Source organism: Dellaglioa sp. L3N, from assembly GCF_054941095.1.
On sequence record NZ_CM142928.1, the window covers coordinates 835,327 to 853,888 of the forward strand.

Below are 18,562 nucleotides of genomic sequence, written 5' to 3' on the forward strand. Positions count from 1 at the left end.
ACTTCTATTATCATACCTTAAAATCGTCGTTATGGCTATAATTGACTAAATGAACTTAGGTAATTCATAATGATTTAGGTTTTAGCATATGATTCTTTAAGCAATATGGTAAAATAAAAACATAGAAGCGCTAACTTAAAAAGACTGGTGATAAACTGCAATGAATAAAAATACGATTTACGCCGTGGTAGATATTGAAACGACAGGAACGAATCTTAAAAGTGGTAACCGAATGATTCAATTTGGTTGTGTTTTGGTTCAAAAAAATAAAATAATAAATTCTTTTTCATTTGATATTAATCCTGGTATGGCAATTCCGAAAGCTATTACGGAATTAACGGGTATAACAAACCGTCAAATTAGAAAGGCCACGTATTTTGAAGATGTGGCTGCAACTATTTATGCCCTTCTTCAGGATACTGTTTTTGTTGCGCATAATATTAATTTTGATTTACCATTTATAAATAGTGAATTGGAGCGGGTTGGTTATCCTGCATTAACAATCAAGGGCATTGATACTGTTCAGCTTAGTCAGATTTTATTGCCAACGGCACCTAGTTTTAAATTAAAAGATTTAAGTCAATATCTGAATTTAACGCACGAAAATCCGCATCATGCTGATAGTGATGCTCACGTAACTGCCGAATTGTTTATTTTTTTATTGACGCGTTTAGAAACAATTCCGAGAGAAACACTATTTGAAATAAATCAACTGAGTTCATTTTTATTAAGAAATACGAAAGAATTATTTTTGGATGCTTATAATGATAAGCAAATGAATCAAGAAAGACTTCCCAATTATTTACATATTGTTGGGGGTCTCGTTCTTCGACGTCGAAAACAAAATACTTTTAATTTAACGAACTATGATTACCCAGAAAATGAAATAGATAAGAAAAAAATCTTTGAAACGTTGTTAAGTTGGCGACCTGAACAAGCAAAAATGATGGATATCATTGATGCACATTTAAAAAGCCATGAACGAACACTAATTGTTGAAGCACCTACGGGAATTGGTAAAACGTTGGGTTACTTAATACCATCTGCGTATTATGCCCAGAACCATAAGCAAATTGTGATTAGTAGTGCAACAACGTTACTTCAGACACAGTTAATGAATCAGGCCTTACCACTACTTAATCAATTATTACCTTTTCAAACAACTGCAGTTAACTTGAAAGGGAGCAATCATTACATAAATTTGGCGGAATTCAAAAAAGAATTGACGCAAAAAGAATCCTCAGGACAGGTAGCCTTGATGAAGATTCGAATCTTGGTTTGGTTAACAATTACTAAGACTGGGGATTTAGATGAGTTAAGATTATCAAGTTATCAAAATCCGATTTTTAATCAAATTAAGCACCATGGTGTTGGAAGCTTGGTCTTGACTGATCCATTTTTTGAAGTTGATTTTATTAATGCATTATACAAACAAGTTGAAACGACAGCAATTATTTTTACGAATCATGCTTTTCTGATGAAACATCCGGACTTGTTCAATTCAGACCGCACTAAAAGTGCACCTGAATTGATTGTCGATGAAGCACAGCATCTGGCGGATGTCGCATTGCAATCAAATAAAGGGCGCATTCGATTTTGGAAGATGATTAATCTATGTGATTCACTTTTAACGAGTATGCAAAGTTCACAAAAATTTTCTTTTAATAATTTAATGGCAACTAATTTTTTAACAATTGGTGAAAACAATCAATTGTTGACTGAAATTAGAAAGTTACGGGAATCAGTTGAGATACTCATTAAACAACTTTCAAGGGAATATGGTCGACGAATTAATAGAAATTCAAAAACAAAAAATGACACAACTGGTAAAGCAATTATTTTAAAAGCGACTGAGTTAATTGAATTAATTAACAGAAATAAAATTGCGATTGAATCCGTTTCGAAACTATTACCTCTATTAAAAAGAGATGATGACATTTTGCAAGACCGTTATATAGCTGCGAAAAATCAACAGAATGTTGGTCGAGAAGAACGGCAACTTTTGAGTCGTGTCCATAGCTTTTTTAAACAATTATTTGCAGAACTTGAAGGTTGGAGTATCTTTGATCAAAATCAGGATAAATTAAATGAAAAGGTCCTTTGGCTGAGCTTTCCAATTAATGGACAAACAGACAAGTTGCAATTTGAATTTAGCTTATCGGATTCGACACATTTTCTTTCGCAAACCATTTATCGACACTTCAATCATTTAACGTTCACAGGAGCGACATTATTATTGCCTGATAATCCAAATTATATTGTTGATCAGTTAGATATTCGTGAAGATAATTATAAAATTGAAAAATTAGGAAGTCCTTTTGATTATGTGAACCAAGCTAAATTGTATATAGCAAATGACTCAATTGATGTTCGTTCATCAAAAGACCTTTATGAGGCATATCTAGCTGATTCAATTTATCAAATCATTCAATCACAACGTCGTCAAACACTTATCTTATTCAATTCACTTGATACAATCATGAATGTTTATGCGTTACTTACGAAGAAAGGATTGCACATTGATCGTGAGCTTCTAGTCCAAGGGATTACAGGACGACCTGAAAAATTAACTAAGCGCTTTTTATTAGGCAAGGATGCGATTTTATTGGGTACCGGAAGTTTTTGGGAAGGCGTTGACTTGCCAAATGATAGATTAGAGCTCTTAATTGTGACCCGGTTACCGTTTGAGTCACCAGAATCATTGAACGTCAAAGCGAAAGAAAAAGAGTTTGAAGGGCAAGGTAGAGATGTCTTTAGTGATTATTCTTTGCCAAGAGCGACAATGAAACTTAAACAAGGATTTGGACGCTTAATTCGGACATCAACTGATAAGGGTGCAATGATTGTGTTAGACAATCGTTTAATTAATCAGAGTTATGGCAAACAAATGATTGATGTGTTGCCAGAAAAATTACCAATTGCAAATGAGCCATTGTTGGCTATCATTACTGATTTAAAGAAATTCTTTAGTTGATCATGATATTCAATCGGAATCATAGAATGTCTGTTATAATGTGGTAATACAAAGTTAAGACAGGAGTAAAATTAGTTATGCGAAGATCCCAAAAGAAATCAAAAAATGTCGTTTTTCTTTCCGTACTCGGTGCTATAATTGTTATTTTAGTAGGAGCTTTCATTTTGTATAACCGCGCGAAATCTCCAATGGTTACTGCAGAAAAAGAGGCAGTTACAATCGCTAAAAAGTACGCGAATTTAGACAAAGAAACTGCATTTTATAGATATAATAGAAACGCAACTTATTTTACAGTTGCGGGTACAACAAAAGATAATAAAAATATTTACGTGATTGTTGCTCAAAAAGGTGGAAAAGTTAAAGTGCTATCTCAATCAAATGGCAAGTCAAAAAATGACATTTTAACTTATATCTGGAATGAAAAAAAGCCAAGTAAAATATTGAATGTTGGACTTGGTATATACAATGGTGTGCCTGCATGGGAAGTTAGTTATTTGAATAAGAAAAAAGCACTTTGCTATGAGACTATTCAATTTTCAAATGGGAAAATTTTGAAATCTGTTGAAAATATCTAATTGTCTTATGGACTAATATATCCGACTAATGATATTATAAAAGGAATGAAATCGGTCTTGTAACTAGGATCGTAATGAGGAGGAAGTTTATTGAAAACAATTAGTATAATTGATGCTAAAAATCATGTTGATGAAGAAGTAAAAATCGGTGTTTGGCTTACTAACAAAAGATCAAGTGGTAAAATTGCCTTTTTACAATTACGAGATGGTAGCGCCTTTTTTCAAGGAGTTGTTATAAAAAGTAATGTTAGTGAAGAAACTTTCGAAATGGCTAAAGAATTACATCAAGAATCTAGCTTGTATGTTATTGGTGAAATTCATGAAGATAAACGGTCACCATTTGGTTATGAAATTGAAGTAAAATCGCTTGAATTAGTTGGTGATAGCCAAGATTACCCAATTACGCCTAAAGAGCATGGAACAGAGTTTTTGATGGATCATCGTCATTTATGGTTACGTTCAACAAAACCATTTGCGGTTATGCAAATCAGAAATGAAATTATTCGTGCAACGTATGAATTTTTCAATAAAGAAGGGTTCATCAAGATTGATGCCCCCATCTTAACTGGTAGCGCACCAGAAGGAACAACTGAACTTTTCCATACTAAATATTTTGACAAGGATGCTTATTTATCACAATCAGGTCAATTGTATGAAGAAGCTGGTGCAATGGCTTTTGGTAAAGTCTTTTCTTTTGGACCAACTTTTAGAGCTGAAAAATCTAAGACAAGACGTCATTTAATTGAATTTTGGATGATTGAACCTGAAATGGCATTCATGCATCAAGAACAAAGTCTTGAAGTTCAAGAACAATATATTGCTTTCTTAGTTCAGAATGTTTTGGATAATTGTGACTATGCTTTAGATATTCTTGAAAGAGATAAAGAAGTCTTAAAAAGTTATACGAAAACACCATTCCCTAAAATCTCTTATGATGAAGCCATTGAATTATTGCAAAATTCTGGTGAATTTCCTGATACTAAATGGGGAGATGATTTCGGTTCTCCAGAAGAAACTTATTTGGCAGAGCATTTCAGTATGCCAGTATTCGTTTTAAATTATCCAAAAGCAATTAAACCATTCTATATGAAACCACATCCAACAAGAGAAGATGTTGTTATCTGTGCTGATTTGTTAGCACCTGAAGGATATGGCGAGATTATCGGTGGTTCAGAACGTGAAACTGATTTAGACAACTTAATGGCCCAAATTAAAAAAGCTGGCCTTAATGAAAAAGATTACGAATGGTATTTAGATCTTAGAAGATATGGTAGTGTTCCTCATTCAGGCTTCGGTCTTGGATTAGAACGCGCAACAACTTGGATTACAGGTGAAGAACATATCCGTGAAGCTATTCCATTCCCACGTTTATTAAACCGTATTTACCCATAAAGCAGTTAGAAAGAACCTTAAAACAAAAAATGTTTAAGGTTCTTTTTGTTATTGAGGAGGAAGTTCAGTATGGAACAATTTATGAGTCAATTTTTAGAAGCAGGAGAAACACATGTTTCTAATTTAATTTTACAGAATTATCGAAAAATTGGATTAACTGGCGATGAATTGCTGTTTTTAATCCATTTGTTAAGCTTTAATCAAGCCGGGAATAAGTTCCCAGATACAAATCAAATAGCAAGTCAAATGGGGGTTACAACTCAAGAAACATATACCTTATTGCAAAAATTAATTGAGAAAAAAGTTATTTCTATTAAAACAATTGATGATCTTAATGGCTATAGTACTGATCAATTTGATTTTAACGCTTTGTATGAAAAATTAAATAACTTGAGTCAAAGAGTACAAGAAAAGGTTGAAGTTGTTAAAGATAATAATTCTCGAAAAGATGTTTATGAAAAAATCGAAGTTGAATTTGGGCGTCCGTTATCGCCGATGGAATTAGAAAGTATCAGCATGTGGATTGACCAAGATCATTATAAACCAGAGCTTATTCTGATGGCGCTTAAAGAAGCTGTGTTGAATCAAGCCTATAGTTTAAAATATATGGATAGAATTTTACTAAATTGGGAAAAGAAACATATCAAAACAAGTCAAGATATAAAAAAAGATAAAGAAAAAAGACAACAGAAGAATTTTTCAAATAATAATGATAATTCAAATAAGTCGGGTGATAAGCCAGAGATTCCACTATATCATTGGTCAAACTGATGAAAAATTTGAAATTATAAAAAAAGTGCCTGTCAACAGTCAAATACTGACTGTTGACAGGCACTTTTTTATATTAATTTTGATGAGGAGCAGATGAAGCGACTTTATTACTAGCTGATGATGCTTTATCTTTATTAGAAGGAGCACTTGAAGAACTAGCAGAAGAGCTGGTGCTAGAACTAGCGACTTTTGCCGATTCGCTGCTAGAAGAACTAGATTCTTCTGAAGATTCTGAAGAAGAACTTGAACTCTCTGGAGCGCTTGAACGGCTACTTTGATTAGCAGTATTTCCTGAAGCAGGTATATTTGAATAGCTGCTACTGTTATCTGATGTTGTCATTGTTGCAGTTGATGAATCTGTTAATGATAATTCACCGTTATTTAGATAAACATCAGAAGGCTTTATCCAATCTGTGTTGGAAGCAGATTGTGAAACGTACTGCATTAAGCTTTTATAAATACCTGTAGCTAATCGTTGAGAACTAACATTTAAGTAATTATCTGGGACTAAAGGTGAATCATAACCCGTCCAAACTGCAATTGCATAGTTTTTAGTATAACCAGAAAATAAAGAATCCATAGCAGCATTAGAAGGGAACTTATCAGCAACGTTTGATGGATAATCCGTTGTTCCGGTTTTGCCGGCTTGGTAAAGACCAGGAATCTGTGCTGCCGTTCCTGTACCACTAGGACTGCTAATAACGCCTTTCAACATATCCGTAATCATATAAGCTGTTGAAGTCTTCATAGCTCTACTACCTGAACTAGAATAATTTAAAACTGTCCCATCTTTTTTGACGATACTTGAGATATAAGTGCCCTTGTGATAAGTACCACCATTGGCAAAGGCTGCATATGCTTCGGCATTTTGTGTTGTCGATACGCTGCCACCGATACCAGATGCATAAGTTTCAGCTTGATTCTTAGAGATACCAAGTTTTTTGATAAATTTTTGTGCTCGAGGTAAACCAACTGCTTCAAGTGTTCGAATAGCAGGAATATTACGCGATTGAATTAAAGCATTGCGCATAGTCATTGTACCAAGGTAGCTATGATCAAAATCGTTTAATTGATTTGTTGTCGCATCAGGATAATAATATTTCGTATCTTTGACCTTTTGATTTGTTGGGTAGTCTAGGTATTCAATAGCGGGACCATAATCCATAATTGGTTTCATGGTTGAACCGTTACTTCGACTAGTTGCTACTGCACGATTATACCCAAATGTAACGTTGGTTTGTTTACGGCCACCAATCATAGCCGAGATAGCACCAGTTTTTGAGTCAACCATTGTGACAGCTAATTGCATTTTGTTATCTGGATACATGACATAATCATTTGTATTAGCAATTTTATAAAGCTGTTTTTGAGCATCTAAATCTAAGTTTGTATGAATTTTAAGACTACTGTTATATGGATCTAAACCTTTATCTTTAACAGATTGAATGACTTCTTTTAAGTAAGAATCAGCAATTTTTGCGTTATACGTATCTTTTTCAGTAGAATGTGATGTTCTCAATCCTGAAGTGATAGGCGTTTGTTTGGCCTTACTTGCTTCTTCAGTTGTAATTTTTTTGTTTGCTAACATCGCGTCAATTACTTCATCTCTACGTACCTTTGCATATTTTGGATGTGCGTAAGGATTATAAGAAGATGGCGCATTAGGAATTCCAGCTAGCATGGCAATTTGTGCCACATTTAATTTATTTAATTTTTTACCAAAGTAGTAATTTGCGGCAGTTTGCATCCCGTAAATTCCGTTCCCCATGAAAACTTTATTGGTATAGAACGTTAAAATTTGAGATTTACTGAATTTACGTTCAACTTGTAAAGCGAGCCATGCTTCTTGTGCTTTTCGCTTCATCGTTTGATCAGATGCTTTTGTCGAAAAGACCGATAATTTGATGAGTTGCTGTGTCAAAGTACTACCACCTTGAAGCCCCGTTGAGCCACCAGTGATATTTGATAATGCCGCACCAGCAATTCGAACAGGGTCAACACCATTATGTTTATAGAAACGTTTATCTTCAATTGAAACAATGGCATCTTTTAATGTTTGTGGAACATCAGATGAATCGGCATAAATTCTTGAAGTTCCTAAAGTGGTGATAACTTCATCATCTTTTGCATAAATAACACTTGCTGGTGTACTTTCTAAGCTACTTGACGTTATTTTTGGTGCGTCTTTTGCATAATAGAAAAATAGAATGATACCAGCAATTACGCTAATAACAACTAGGCCAATCAAACTTAGAAAAATACGTTTGAAAAGTCTACCCTTACTAGGTTTTCCTTTGTTGTTATTTTTTAATTCTTGTTCGCGTCGTGAAACACGAGTTGTACCTTTGTTATCAGTTGTAGCCATAAATAAAATTCTCCTTTAATTACATAAAGCCTTAATTATAGATGCTCTATCATTTTATCAACATATTTTAAATAGGGGATAACCGGATTTAAAGTATATTGTATTTCGAACCCTTCAGTCTGGACTATTTTCAATGGAATCGATTTACGACCATTAATTTGTTTATCCCAGTATGCAAAGAGCGTCTTAGATGGTAGCAAGTAAATCTTGTCCAAAGTTGCAAACTTCATTATAACAAAGCTGATTCCCTTTTGTAACACGCAAGCTTTCATGTGGCTAATTTGATGCTCATGAAAGTTGCTTAGCGGAAATGAAGTTTTGTTTTTAGTTTCCTTAGCCTCAAAATCTAAATAGTGACCATCATATATCCCGTTATAATCAGTTGTTGATGCCGTTTGGAAATAAGCTTCTTTAATGACAGCTGCACTTCGTTTAGGATAATCAACTTTCACAATTTGGATAGGTGTTGGTTTCTTATGAATGACTGCAAGGTTATTAGCGAGGTAGAATTCGTTGCTGGCATTGATATCAGCTTCTAATGACATTCCTCGTTTACCAAACAATAACATATTTGATTTTTTTGGCGTACTTAAAGGTGAAGGTTCATAAAGTTTACCATTAGGATAATTAATACTCACGATTATCTCACGCTCCAATCTAAAGTATTATAACAATAAGTGCTATAATTTAATAGCTTTAAAGAATTTGGTAACATATTTTTAATATAAGGAAAGGATGTCTAAGCAATTATGAAACGTTTATGGGTGACAGGTTACCGAACATATGAGTTGGGCATTTTTAATGAAACCGACTTGAAAATAACAATTATCAAGAGTGCTATTAAAAAATACATTATTAATGAAATTGAAAATGGCTTGGAGTGGGTGATTACAGGGCCACAACTTGGCATTGAACAGTGGACTGTTGAAGTTTGTCTTGATATCAAAAAAGAATATCCTGATTTTAAAGTAGCGCTTATGTTACCGTTTAGAGAATTTGGTAATAATTGGAAAGATGACAAAAAAATAACTTTAAATAATCTATTAAGTGACGTAGATTTTACTGATAATATAAGTAAAGACGTTTATCAATCACCACAACAATTAAAAAATTATCAAGCTTTTATGATTGATCATACGGATGGGGCTCTGTTAGTCTATGATTCAGAAAATGAAGGCAAAACAAAATTTGATTTATTAAAAATTAAACAGGTTAAGGAATCAAGAGATTATGGATTACAGATGATAGATTTCATGGCATTAGAGGATGTTGCAAATGAAATTGAAGAAGAACGAAATAATCATTTGAATTATTAAATAATTCTGTTATAATAAATAGGTATTAATATTATTTATGAGAATTAGTGATGAGGTGTACGAATATGACAGATGTTAATTTTTCACCTAAAGATATCTTACAAAAACATTTTGAAACTAAGATGCGCGGGTATGATTCTAAAGAAGTTGACGAATTTCTTGATGACGTTATTAAAGATTATGAAACCCTTGATAAAGAAGTCAAAAGAGTTCAAGAAGAAAATGATCGGTTAATTGCACAAGTTGATGAGCTCACTAAACAGGTTACTGTTGGTAAGAGTTCACAAACAACACAAACAACGTCTACAACTTCAAATATGGATATTCTTAAACGTTTATCAAATTTGGAACGTCGGGTGTTTGGTGCTCAATTAGATGAAGATCAAAATTCTAGAAATCAATTTTAAGTTAATTCAATGATTTATTATTAGATTCAGTGTAAATTTCGGGTAATTGCGGTCTATTAATTTAGGCTGAGGAAAGTCCATGCTTGCACAAGCTGAGATGCTTGTAGTGTTCGTGCTTGGTGAAAAAATAAGCCAAGGTACCTTCGGGTAACGGCGGATAAAATGACTAAGGTTTCGACTATGTCAAAGTAATCTGTAAAGTGCCACAGAGACGATACAATATTGGAAACGATATTGCTGGAACGCGGTAAACCCCACGAGTAGGCAACCCAAACTTTGGTAGGGGCGCTTCATGACGGAAATGAACAAATCATGGGGGCAGATAATATCTGGAGATAGATGATTACCACTGATTTCATCGCCTGAGATGGATGACGTACAAAACATGGCTTATAGAAATTTACATGATTTCAGGATGAACTAGGATGAAGGATTTTCTTTTATCCTAGTTTTTTTTATTAAAAAAATTAAATTATAGTGAAGGTGCAGAATGGAAACTTTTAAATTATTGGCAACCGCAGCTAGCGGTATTGAGTCAATTGTTGGAAATGAACTTAAACATATGGGTTATGATGTTCAAGTAGAAAACAGTCGCGTTCGTTTCGAAGGTACAATGGAAGATGTTATCAATACAAATCTTTGGTTGAGAACAGCGGACCGTGTCAAAATTATCGTTGGTGAGTTTACTGCGACAACTTTTGATGATTTATTTGAACAGACAAAAGCAATTTCTTGGGATAAATTTTTACCATTAGATGCTGAATTCCCTGTTCAAGGTAAATCTCAAAAATCAACACTTTACAGTGTGCCAGACGCACAAGCAATTGTAAAAAAAGCAATTGTAGATCAACTAAGTGATGTTTATCACCGAACAACTCGTTTGCCAGAAACAGGTGCTAAGTATCCATTGGAAGTTGCTATCAATAAAGATAATGTTTTATTGACACTTGATACAACGGGAAGTAGTTTATTCAAACGTGGTTATCGTGTTGAAAAAGGTTATGCACCACTGAAAGAAAATATGGCTGCTGCTTTAGTTATGTTAACTAATTGGTATCCAGAAAAGCCTTTTATCGATCCAGTGTGTGGATCAGGAACAATTCCAATTGAAGCTGCATTGATGGGCCATAATATTGCCCCTGGTATTGGCCGTTACTTCGTATTTGAAGATTGGGACTTTGTTGAAAAGGGTCTTTTTGATCGCCTAAGAGAAAAAGCAAAAGGTGAAGCCAATCTTGATGTTGTTTTAGATATTGCAGGATATGATATTGATGCTGGAATGATTGAAATTGCTAAGAAAAATGCAGCTGAAGCCGGTGTTTTAGATAGCATTGAATTTAAGCAACTTGCCGCAAAAGATTTTACGACAGAAAAAGAATATGGGGTCATCGTCGCTAATCCACCATATGGTGAACGATTGAGTGATACCGATTCTGTACGTATTCTATATAAACAAATGGGTGTTGTGTACAAAAAAATGCCAACATGGAGTAAATACATTTTGACAAGTGATTTAACATTTGAAGAATATTATGGATCAAGAGCATCTAAGAAACGTAAATTATACAATGGTTCGTTGAGAACGGATTACTTCCAATATTGGGGTAAACGCAAGCCAAGAGCCTAGTAAGGCTCTTCGTCAACTGTTGTTAGATAATATTATGAAAGTTCTGATTACTTAGTGATTAGGACTTTTTTTGTATGTACTTTGAGTGTATAAAATAGTCTGATTAGACATGCGGAGATTCCTTCTTTCTTATTAATTTTTCTTTTGTAGGTGAAATGGATAGTGAAACTTAGATGACCCCGTAACCAAAAGTCTTATGACTTTTGGTTTTTTTTTATTACCCAACAACAGATATTGTAGACCCTTTTTTTTCAAAAAAAGAGTGTCGATGATTTCTCATCAACACTCAAAAGTATAGAATTATTTTTTTTATAGAGAAATCTTAATGCTTGTAATGGTGCCTAATGGCTTAAATAATGTTCTTTTACGAAGTCTATAAATATTTGTACGGCGGTAAATGTTTTCTGATTTTTTTTCCATGCCATCATATGTTTTATTTTATAACTAGATGATAACGGAATAAAATTTAAAGCTGTGTCTGGTCTATTTAAATACGCACCAGAGGCACAAAGCGCATAACCTAGTTTTTCCTTAACGAGATATAAGGCGTTGCTTAATAAATTTTGAGACCCAACAATTGTTAGTTCTTTAGTGGGAATATTAGCCCAGGAAGCGACTTCATTCTGAACAATAGATCTAGCAGGAATAATCAAAGGTAATGATGTAAGCTCTGCAGTATTAATACTAGTTTTAATAGCTATCGAAGTATTTTTAGGAACCACGATACCCCAATTGTCAGTTACGGGTAACTTTATGAATTCATATTTGGCAACCTCTACAGGTGAAAGCAAAAAGCCAAGGTCGACTCGACCGCTATCAATTTTTTCTTTTATATCATCACCATCAGCATTATACAAAGAAAATTTTATATTTGGATATTGTTCGTGGAAAGCCATAATTATGGCTCCTAAAAATTTAGCTACGGAAGACTCAACGCAACCAATAGCGATAGTGCCATTTAAGGCATCATTATTGATAACATCTTGTGTCGATTTTTCAATTAAACTAACAATTTGCTGAGCACGTTCTTGGAAAATAATTCCTGAGTTCGTGAGGGTCATTTTTTTATTATCACGATTAAAAAGCGGAGTTTCTAATAAATTTTCTAAATTTTTAAGTTGGCGGCTTAGTGTGGGTTGCGTAATATGTAACTCATTGGCGGCTTTTGACATATTTCCTAGTTGAGCGATTTTCAAAAAGTAATTAAGTATCCTTGTTTCCATAATTATGCCTCTTTTCTTAATTTAAGTCTGTTTATAAATATAGTATACAGTTTCAATTCGTTTTAGGCATTGTTTTTAATTCATAATAGATATTTTACATGACTAAGATTGGCCGATATACTAAGCATATTAAATAAACGAGGTGGTATTTATTTTGAATAAAACAAAATTATTAATTTTCACTCTAGCTTTTGGAACTTTCAGTATTTTAAACACTGAGGTTGGTATTATTGGCATACTTCCAATAATTGCGACTCGATTTCAGGTTAGTATAACAACAGCAGGACTACTTGTTAGTTTATTTGCCGTTATAGTAGCGATAAGTGGGCCAATTATGCCAGTTATAATGGGGCGATTAAATACTAAGCATGTGCTCCTGTCTGTATTAGGAATTTTTGTATTGTCTAATATGGTGTCAGCCTATGCGCCTAATTTTACAGTTGCTTTAGTCGGTCGACTAATTCCAGCAGTGTTTCATCCCGTTTACTGTTCGTTGGCTTTTACATTGGCCGCTAAAGTAGTAGATGATAAAGAATCCTCTAAGGCAGTTTCTAGAGTAATGATGGGGGTATCTTCTGGGATGGTGTTAGGTACACCGATAACAGCAATCATTGCTAGTCATGTCTCTTACCGAGCCGCAATGGTATTTTTTACGTTAGTTAGCGCAGTTGCTCTGATACTGAATGTTATTTTTCTGCCAAAATATAATGGTGGCAATTCAAGCGACAAACCTACAAAAGTAGCTGATAAAGGATCAATGAAATCTATTTTATTAAAAAGAGCATTATGGATTTCGGGATTAGGCACAATTGCGATTGGTGCATCGTTGTTCAGTGTATATGGATATGTATCAGATTATTTAGGAAACGTTAGTCATTTTTCTGCTAATCAGTTAAGTTTTGCATTATTCTTTTTCGGATTAGCTAGTTTAGTCGGAAATCTGATTGCTGGTTCTTATTTAAGTAGTAAACCAAAGCAATTGATTAGAATTTATCCTATTTTGCTTATTTTTGTATATGCCGTAATGTTGATGATTAATACCAATGTAAGTATCATGTTTGTAATTGTATTGGTATGGGGAATTATTTATGGGATTGGGAACAATATTCAACAATATTTAGTTGCTTCTTCAATTCCAGAAGCCGCTAATTTTGCTAATGGCTTATTTATTTCACTTGGAAATATTGGTACTACATTAGGAATAACCTTAGGTGGGTTCATGTTGAATAGTGTCGGCGTTATTTTTCTACCGTTTTTAGGGATTATGGTGTTAATTCTAACCTTAGTTATTTTATTTTTAAGAAATAGGTTAATTTCAACTGAATTAAATGAGTTATAATAGTCGAATTAAACACTAAGCTATGGTTTAATCATTATAGAGAAGGATGAATGTGCGGTGTTATTTTAATTTTTATTTCGCTTAATTAATGTATTTATAAAAATAAATTAAAAAAAAGGTCGTATTTCTTTACTTATTAAAAGTAAGTGATATAATTAAGTTATTCAATTAGAGAAGGAGAACTTAACTATGAAAACTCAATTATTAGATCTTATGGAACAACGTCGCACAATTTATGCTTTAGGTGATAAAGTTAGTCAAACACCTGATGAAATTACTAGTGTCATTGAAGGCGCAATTAAACAATCACCAACTTCATTTAATAACCAAACAATTAGAGCAGCAATTTTATTTGGTAAAAACTCAGATAAAGTTTGGGATATCGTTGAAAAACGTCTTGAATCTGAAGTTCCTAATGCTGAAGCATACAAGAAAACTCAAGAAAAAATTGCTACATTCCGTGCAGGTTTTGGTACTGTATTATACTTCATTGATACTGATGTTGTTGCTCAAAACGAAAAAGATTTTGCTTTATACGCTGAAAACTTCAGAGTATGGGCAGAACAAGGCTTGGGTGGTGCACAACAAAGTGTCTGGACAGCATTAGCTGAAAATGGACTTGGTGCAAGTTTACAACATTACAATCCACTTATTGATGCTGAAATCAGAAATGCTTTTAACATCCCTGAAAACTGGGAATTACGTGCAGAAATGCCATTCGGTTCAATTGAAGCAGCTGCAGGCGACAAAGATTTTATGGCTGATGATGATCGTTTCTTAGTTATTAAATAATAAATGATAAAGCAAAAAGGTGAAACTTAAAGTTTCATCTTTTTTTTTGGAAAAATATAGAATATTTGTCCAATTATGTTAAGCTTTAAACAGGAACGAATTATTTTGGATTTTCAGAGAGGAATCGTAATTATGCAAGGACATCAAAAGACCTATTTTTATCAGCCTGAACTAGCTAAAACAGTTATTTTATGGTCATGGACGTTTTGTTTATTTTTAAGTAGTCTATTCTTGTGGTTAGAAATAACAACATTACAGATTTGGACGATTATTTTATTTATACTTTTTCTTTTTGTGTCAGTTATTCAAATATTTAGCCGTAAACTAATTATTGATGACAAAAATATTAAATTAACTAAAGTTATTCGAAGACATAATGAAACGATTGTAATTTCTGAAATAAAAAAAGTGAAGTTACGGAGATATGGACTTTCTTTTTATTTAGATGATGGTAAAAAATCTATTGTTTTAAATTCTAGAAGTAAGTTGCAACTATATACAGGATTAAAAAAAGTGATTTAAACGATACCAATTTGGGTCGTTTATTTTTTTGAAAAAATAAATATTAATGGTAAATACAGACGCAATACCCACTAGAATACGAACTATTTTTGATTTATTTTTAAAATAGTCCTTTTTTTGCTTTGACACAGCGCTAAGTTGTTGATAGAATAGGCTTATTAAATTTGGAGGTAATCAAATGGCAGAAATAGCAATTGTGATGGGATCAATTTCCGATTGGACGACGATGAAATTTACGGCCAATTTATTAGATGAACTTGGCATTGAATATGACAAAAAAGTCATTTCGGCGCACAGAATGCCAACAGAAATGTATGAATTCGCAGTAAGCGCGGAGGAAAAAGGCTATCAGGTTATTATTGCAGGTGCAGGTGGTGCTGCTCATTTACCAGGAATGATTGCGGCGTCAACTATTATTCCTGTAATAGGTGTTCCTGTTCAGTCACATGCACTAAACGGAATAGATTCTTTACTATCAATTGTTCAAATGCCCGCAGGAACGCCGGTAGCAACTATGGCTATCGGGAAAGCTGGCGCAACAAACGCTGGTATCTTTGCTGCAAAAATTTGTGCCTTAAGCGATTCAAAAATAAAACACCATTTGAAATCATATCAATTAGCACTTCGCCAAAAATCTTTGGAAAGTAGTGATTTACTTGATTAAAAAGATATTACCGGGACAAACAATTGGTATTATTGGTGGTGGGCAGTTAGGCCAAATGATGACCACATCGGCAAAAGAAATGGGTTACCGTATTATTATCTTAGACCCACAAGAAGATTGCCCAGCTGCTCAAGTTGCGGATAGACAAGTTGTCGCAAATTATGATGATGAGAGTGCCATTTTAGAGCTTGCAAAAATGTGTGACGTATTGACATTTGAATTTGAAAATGTGAATGCCGATACAATTGATGCAGCAAAGCAATATTGTTATGTGCCACAAGGTTCAACAGCACTACGTATTTCACAGGACAGAATTAGTGAAAAACAATTTTTAGCGGCACATGATTTCCCAATTGCGCCTTTTAAGGTCATACAAAATTTAGTTGACTTACAAAATGCGATTGAAGTAATTGGTTACCCAGCTATTTTAAAAACAACACGTGGTGGTTATGATGGTAAAGGTCAAGTTATTTTAAAAACCAGCCATGATTTGCCGGAAGCAGAAGCGCTTGTTCAAAATGAACGTTGTGTGTTAGAAGGTTTCGTTCAGTTTGACCGTGAGGTTTCTGCCATTATTGCCAGAAATGAGTACGGACAACAAAGTATTTTTCCAATTATTGAAAATCAACATCGCAATAATATTCTACATGAAAGTGTTTGTCCAAGTCAGATATCTACTGAAACAGCGGCAAAAGTTGAAGCAATTGCTAGCCAAATTGCCGATGACTGTTTATCTGTTGGAACGATGGGCATTGAATTTTTCATTTCGGATTCAGGATCAATTTATGTTAATGAAATTGCGCCTAGACCACATAATTCAGGTCATTTAACGATTGAGGCTTGCTCTTTGTCACAATTTGAAGCACATATTAGAGGAATTTGTAATTTACCAATGCCAAAACCACAACTGCTTTCTCATGCTATTATGGTTAATATTTTAGGACAACATGTTCAACCTGTATTAAATGAAATTCAAAATGAAGTTCAATGGCGGTTTCATTTTTATGGTAAGGAAGAAGCGAAACAAGATCGTAAAATGGGACATATCACAATCTTAACGGATGATTTAAAGCAAGCGAAAACTGACATTTATCAAACAAAAATTTGGGACTAAGAGAGGAAGATAATAATGATTGATCGTTATACAAATGCTGAAATGGGTGCCGTCTGGACAGATGAAAATAAATATAAAGCTTGGTTGGAAGTGGAAACATTAGCAAGTGAGGCTTGGGTTGAATTAGGCCATGTGCCAGCAGAAGATGCCGCAAAGATTCGCAAAAATGCTAGTTTTGATATTGATCGTATTTTAGAAATTGAACAAGAAACAAAACATGATGTTGTTGCTTTTACAAGAGCCGTTTCGGAATCTCTTGGAGAAGAACGAAAATGGGTTCATTATGGACTGACTTCTACTGATGTCGTTGATACAGCTTATGGGTCTATTTTGAAACAGGCTAATGACATTTTGCGTAAGGATATTGAAGCATTTATGGCTGTTTTAGCTGATAAAGCAGTTGAATACAAAGATACTGTTATGATGGGAAGAACGCATGGCGTTCATGCTGAACCTACAACATTTGGCTTGAAAATTGCATTATGGTATTCAGAGATGAAACGTCATCAAACGCGCTTTGAAACAGCAGCTTCAGATGTTGAGGCAGGGAAAATTAGTGGCGCTGTGGGAACATTTGCAAATATTCCAATGTTTGTGGAAACGTTTGTTTGTGAACATTTAGGCATTAGACCACAAGAAATCTCAACACAAGTTTTACCACGTGATTTACATGCTAACTATGTGGCAGAAATGGCCTTGTTAGCAACGTCAATTGAAAAAATGGCAACAGAAATTCGTGGCTTACAAAAAAGTGAAACACGTGAAGTTGAAGAATACTTTGCCAAGGGGCAAAAAGGATCATCAGCGATGCCACATAAACGTAATCCAATTGGTTCAGAAAATATTACGGGATTGGCACGTGTTATTCGTGGACATATGGTAACCGCTTTTGAAGATGTTACGCTATGGCATGAACGTGATATTTCACACAGTTCTGCAGAACGTATTATTTTACCTGATACGACTATTCTACTGGATTACATTTTACGTCGATTCACAAAAATAATTAAAGAATTAACAGTATTCCCAGAAAATATGAAGAAAAATATGGGACGTACTTTTGGTCTTATTTACAGTCAACGAGTGTTACTTAAATTAATTGATAGTGGCATGTCTAGAGAAGCTGCATATGATTTAATTCAACCTAAGACAGCAATTTCTTGGGATGAACAAATTCAATTCCGTCCATTATTAGAGGCGGATGACCAAATTATGTCTGCATTAACTGAAGCAGATTTGGATGATGCTTTTGATTATCATTATCATATTCGAAATGTAGATGCTATTTTCGAACGAATTGGCCTCCTTTAACATAAATATAAAAACCCATAAAGTCGGTTTAACGGCTTTATGGGTTTTTATTTACCATAAAACGAACATTATTATAAATAAATTTAAAATATATCGTATTTAGCCTTGATAAGTTGCTGTAAGATTGTTAAACTTACTTTTGTAAAGAACGAACAATAATTATAAAAAAT

At 33.8% G+C, this 18,562-nt stretch carries 16 protein-coding genes and 1 other RNA gene; 14 read left to right on the plus strand and 3 right to left on the minus strand.

Annotation, left to right across the window (positions count from 1 at the left end):
- Positions 1–160: 160 nt before the first annotated feature.
- The 4 genes from ACVPPR_RS04270 to ACVPPR_RS04285 all read left to right on the plus strand — a co-directional run bounded on the left by ACVPPR_RS04270 (position 161) and on the right by ACVPPR_RS04285 (position 5,712).
- Positions 161–2,974, plus strand: coding sequence for a helicase C-terminal domain-containing protein (locus ACVPPR_RS04270; protein WP_462304741.1), 2,814 nt, complete (start codon positions 161–163; stop codon positions 2,972–2,974).
- A gap of 188 nt (positions 2,975–3,162) precedes the next feature.
- Complete coding sequence (locus ACVPPR_RS04275; protein ID WP_462297488.1) at positions 3,163–3,549, plus strand: cell wall elongation regulator TseB-like domain-containing protein; 387 nt, start codon at positions 3,163–3,165, stop codon at positions 3,547–3,549.
- 90 nt (positions 3,550–3,639) lie between these two features.
- A complete protein-coding gene (asnS, locus tag ACVPPR_RS04280) occupies positions 3,640–4,941 on the plus strand; it encodes an asparagine--tRNA ligase (protein ID WP_462297487.1) in 1,302 nt (433 codons plus the stop codon).
- Between the two features lie 69 nt (positions 4,942–5,010).
- Positions 5,011–5,712 carry a DnaD domain protein gene (locus tag ACVPPR_RS04285; protein WP_462297486.1) on the plus strand — a complete coding sequence of 234 codons (702 nt, stop codon included), beginning with the start codon at positions 5,011–5,013 and terminating at the stop codon, positions 5,710–5,712.
- 73 nt (positions 5,713–5,785) lie between these two features.
- On the opposite strand, the gene ACVPPR_RS04290 is transcribed toward ACVPPR_RS04285, so the two are convergent.
- Positions 5,786–8,077, minus strand: a complete 2,292-nt coding sequence (locus tag ACVPPR_RS04290; RefSeq protein ID WP_462304742.1) for a transglycosylase domain-containing protein — start codon at positions 8,075–8,077, stop codon at positions 5,786–5,788.
- Positions 8,078–8,112: 35 nt separating this feature from the next.
- Entirely contained in the window at positions 8,113–8,715 is a 603-nt protein-coding gene (gene recU, locus ACVPPR_RS04295) for a Holliday junction resolvase RecU (RefSeq protein WP_462304743.1), read from the minus strand.
- Positions 8,716–8,826: 111 nt separating this feature from the next.
- On the opposite strand from recU, the gene ACVPPR_RS04300 reads away from it, so the two are divergent.
- The 4 genes from ACVPPR_RS04300 (at position 8,827) to ACVPPR_RS04315 (ending at position 11,427) form a co-directional block, all read left to right on the plus strand.
- Positions 8,827–9,393, plus strand: coding sequence for an SLOG family protein (locus ACVPPR_RS04300; protein ID WP_462304744.1), 567 nt, complete (start codon positions 8,827–8,829; stop codon positions 9,391–9,393).
- 65 nt (positions 9,394–9,458) lie between these two features.
- Positions 9,459–9,800: a cell division regulator GpsB gene (gene gpsB / locus ACVPPR_RS04305; RefSeq protein WP_462297038.1), complete on the plus strand. Its 342-nt coding sequence runs from the start codon at positions 9,459–9,461 to the stop codon at positions 9,798–9,800.
- A gap of 34 nt (positions 9,801–9,834) precedes the next feature.
- An RNA gene (gene rnpB / locus ACVPPR_RS04310) (RNase P RNA component class B) lies at positions 9,835–10,198 on the plus strand.
- Positions 10,199–10,290: 92 nt separating this feature from the next.
- Complete coding sequence (locus ACVPPR_RS04315) at positions 10,291–11,427, plus strand: THUMP domain-containing class I SAM-dependent RNA methyltransferase (protein ID WP_462304745.1); 1,137 nt, start codon at positions 10,291–10,293, stop codon at positions 11,425–11,427.
- A 341-nt stretch (positions 11,428–11,768) separates the two neighbouring features.
- Here ACVPPR_RS04315 and ACVPPR_RS04320 read toward each other — a convergent pair whose 3' ends face one another.
- Positions 11,769–12,650 (minus strand): LysR family transcriptional regulator, encoded by an 882-nt coding sequence (locus tag ACVPPR_RS04320; protein WP_462304746.1) that lies wholly within the window; start codon positions 12,648–12,650, stop codon positions 11,769–11,771.
- A 154-nt stretch (positions 12,651–12,804) separates the two neighbouring features.
- Here ACVPPR_RS04320 and ACVPPR_RS04325 point away from each other — a divergent pair, with 154 nt between their 5' ends.
- From ACVPPR_RS04325 to purB, 6 genes are all read left to right on the plus strand, one after another.
- The gene (locus tag ACVPPR_RS04325) at positions 12,805–13,989 is read left to right on the plus strand and encodes an MFS transporter (protein ID WP_462304747.1); all 1,185 of its coding nucleotides are present in this window, start codon (positions 12,805–12,807) and stop codon (positions 13,987–13,989) included.
- Positions 13,990–14,178: 189 nt separating this feature from the next.
- Positions 14,179–14,781 (plus strand): nitroreductase family protein, encoded by a 603-nt coding sequence (locus ACVPPR_RS04330; protein ID WP_462304748.1) that lies wholly within the window; start codon positions 14,179–14,181, stop codon positions 14,779–14,781.
- 75 nt (positions 14,782–14,856) lie between these two features.
- Positions 14,857–15,303, plus strand: a complete 447-nt coding sequence (locus tag ACVPPR_RS04335; protein WP_462304749.1) for an EbsA family protein — start codon at positions 14,857–14,859, stop codon at positions 15,301–15,303.
- Positions 15,304–15,481: 178 nt separating this feature from the next.
- The gene (purE, locus tag ACVPPR_RS04340; protein ID WP_462304750.1) at positions 15,482–15,967 is read left to right on the plus strand and encodes a 5-(carboxyamino)imidazole ribonucleotide mutase; all 486 of its coding nucleotides are present in this window, start codon (positions 15,482–15,484) and stop codon (positions 15,965–15,967) included.
- Positions 15,951–17,081, plus strand: a complete 1,131-nt coding sequence (gene purK / locus ACVPPR_RS04345) for a 5-(carboxyamino)imidazole ribonucleotide synthase (RefSeq protein ID WP_462304751.1) — start codon at positions 15,951–15,953, stop codon at positions 17,079–17,081. Before purE ends, purK begins: the two co-directional genes overlap by 17 nt.
- 15 nt (positions 17,082–17,096) lie before the next feature.
- Positions 17,097–18,392: an adenylosuccinate lyase gene (gene purB, locus ACVPPR_RS04350; protein WP_462297031.1), complete on the plus strand. Its 1,296-nt coding sequence runs from the start codon at positions 17,097–17,099 to the stop codon at positions 18,390–18,392.
- Positions 18,393–18,562: the final 170 nt, after the last annotated feature.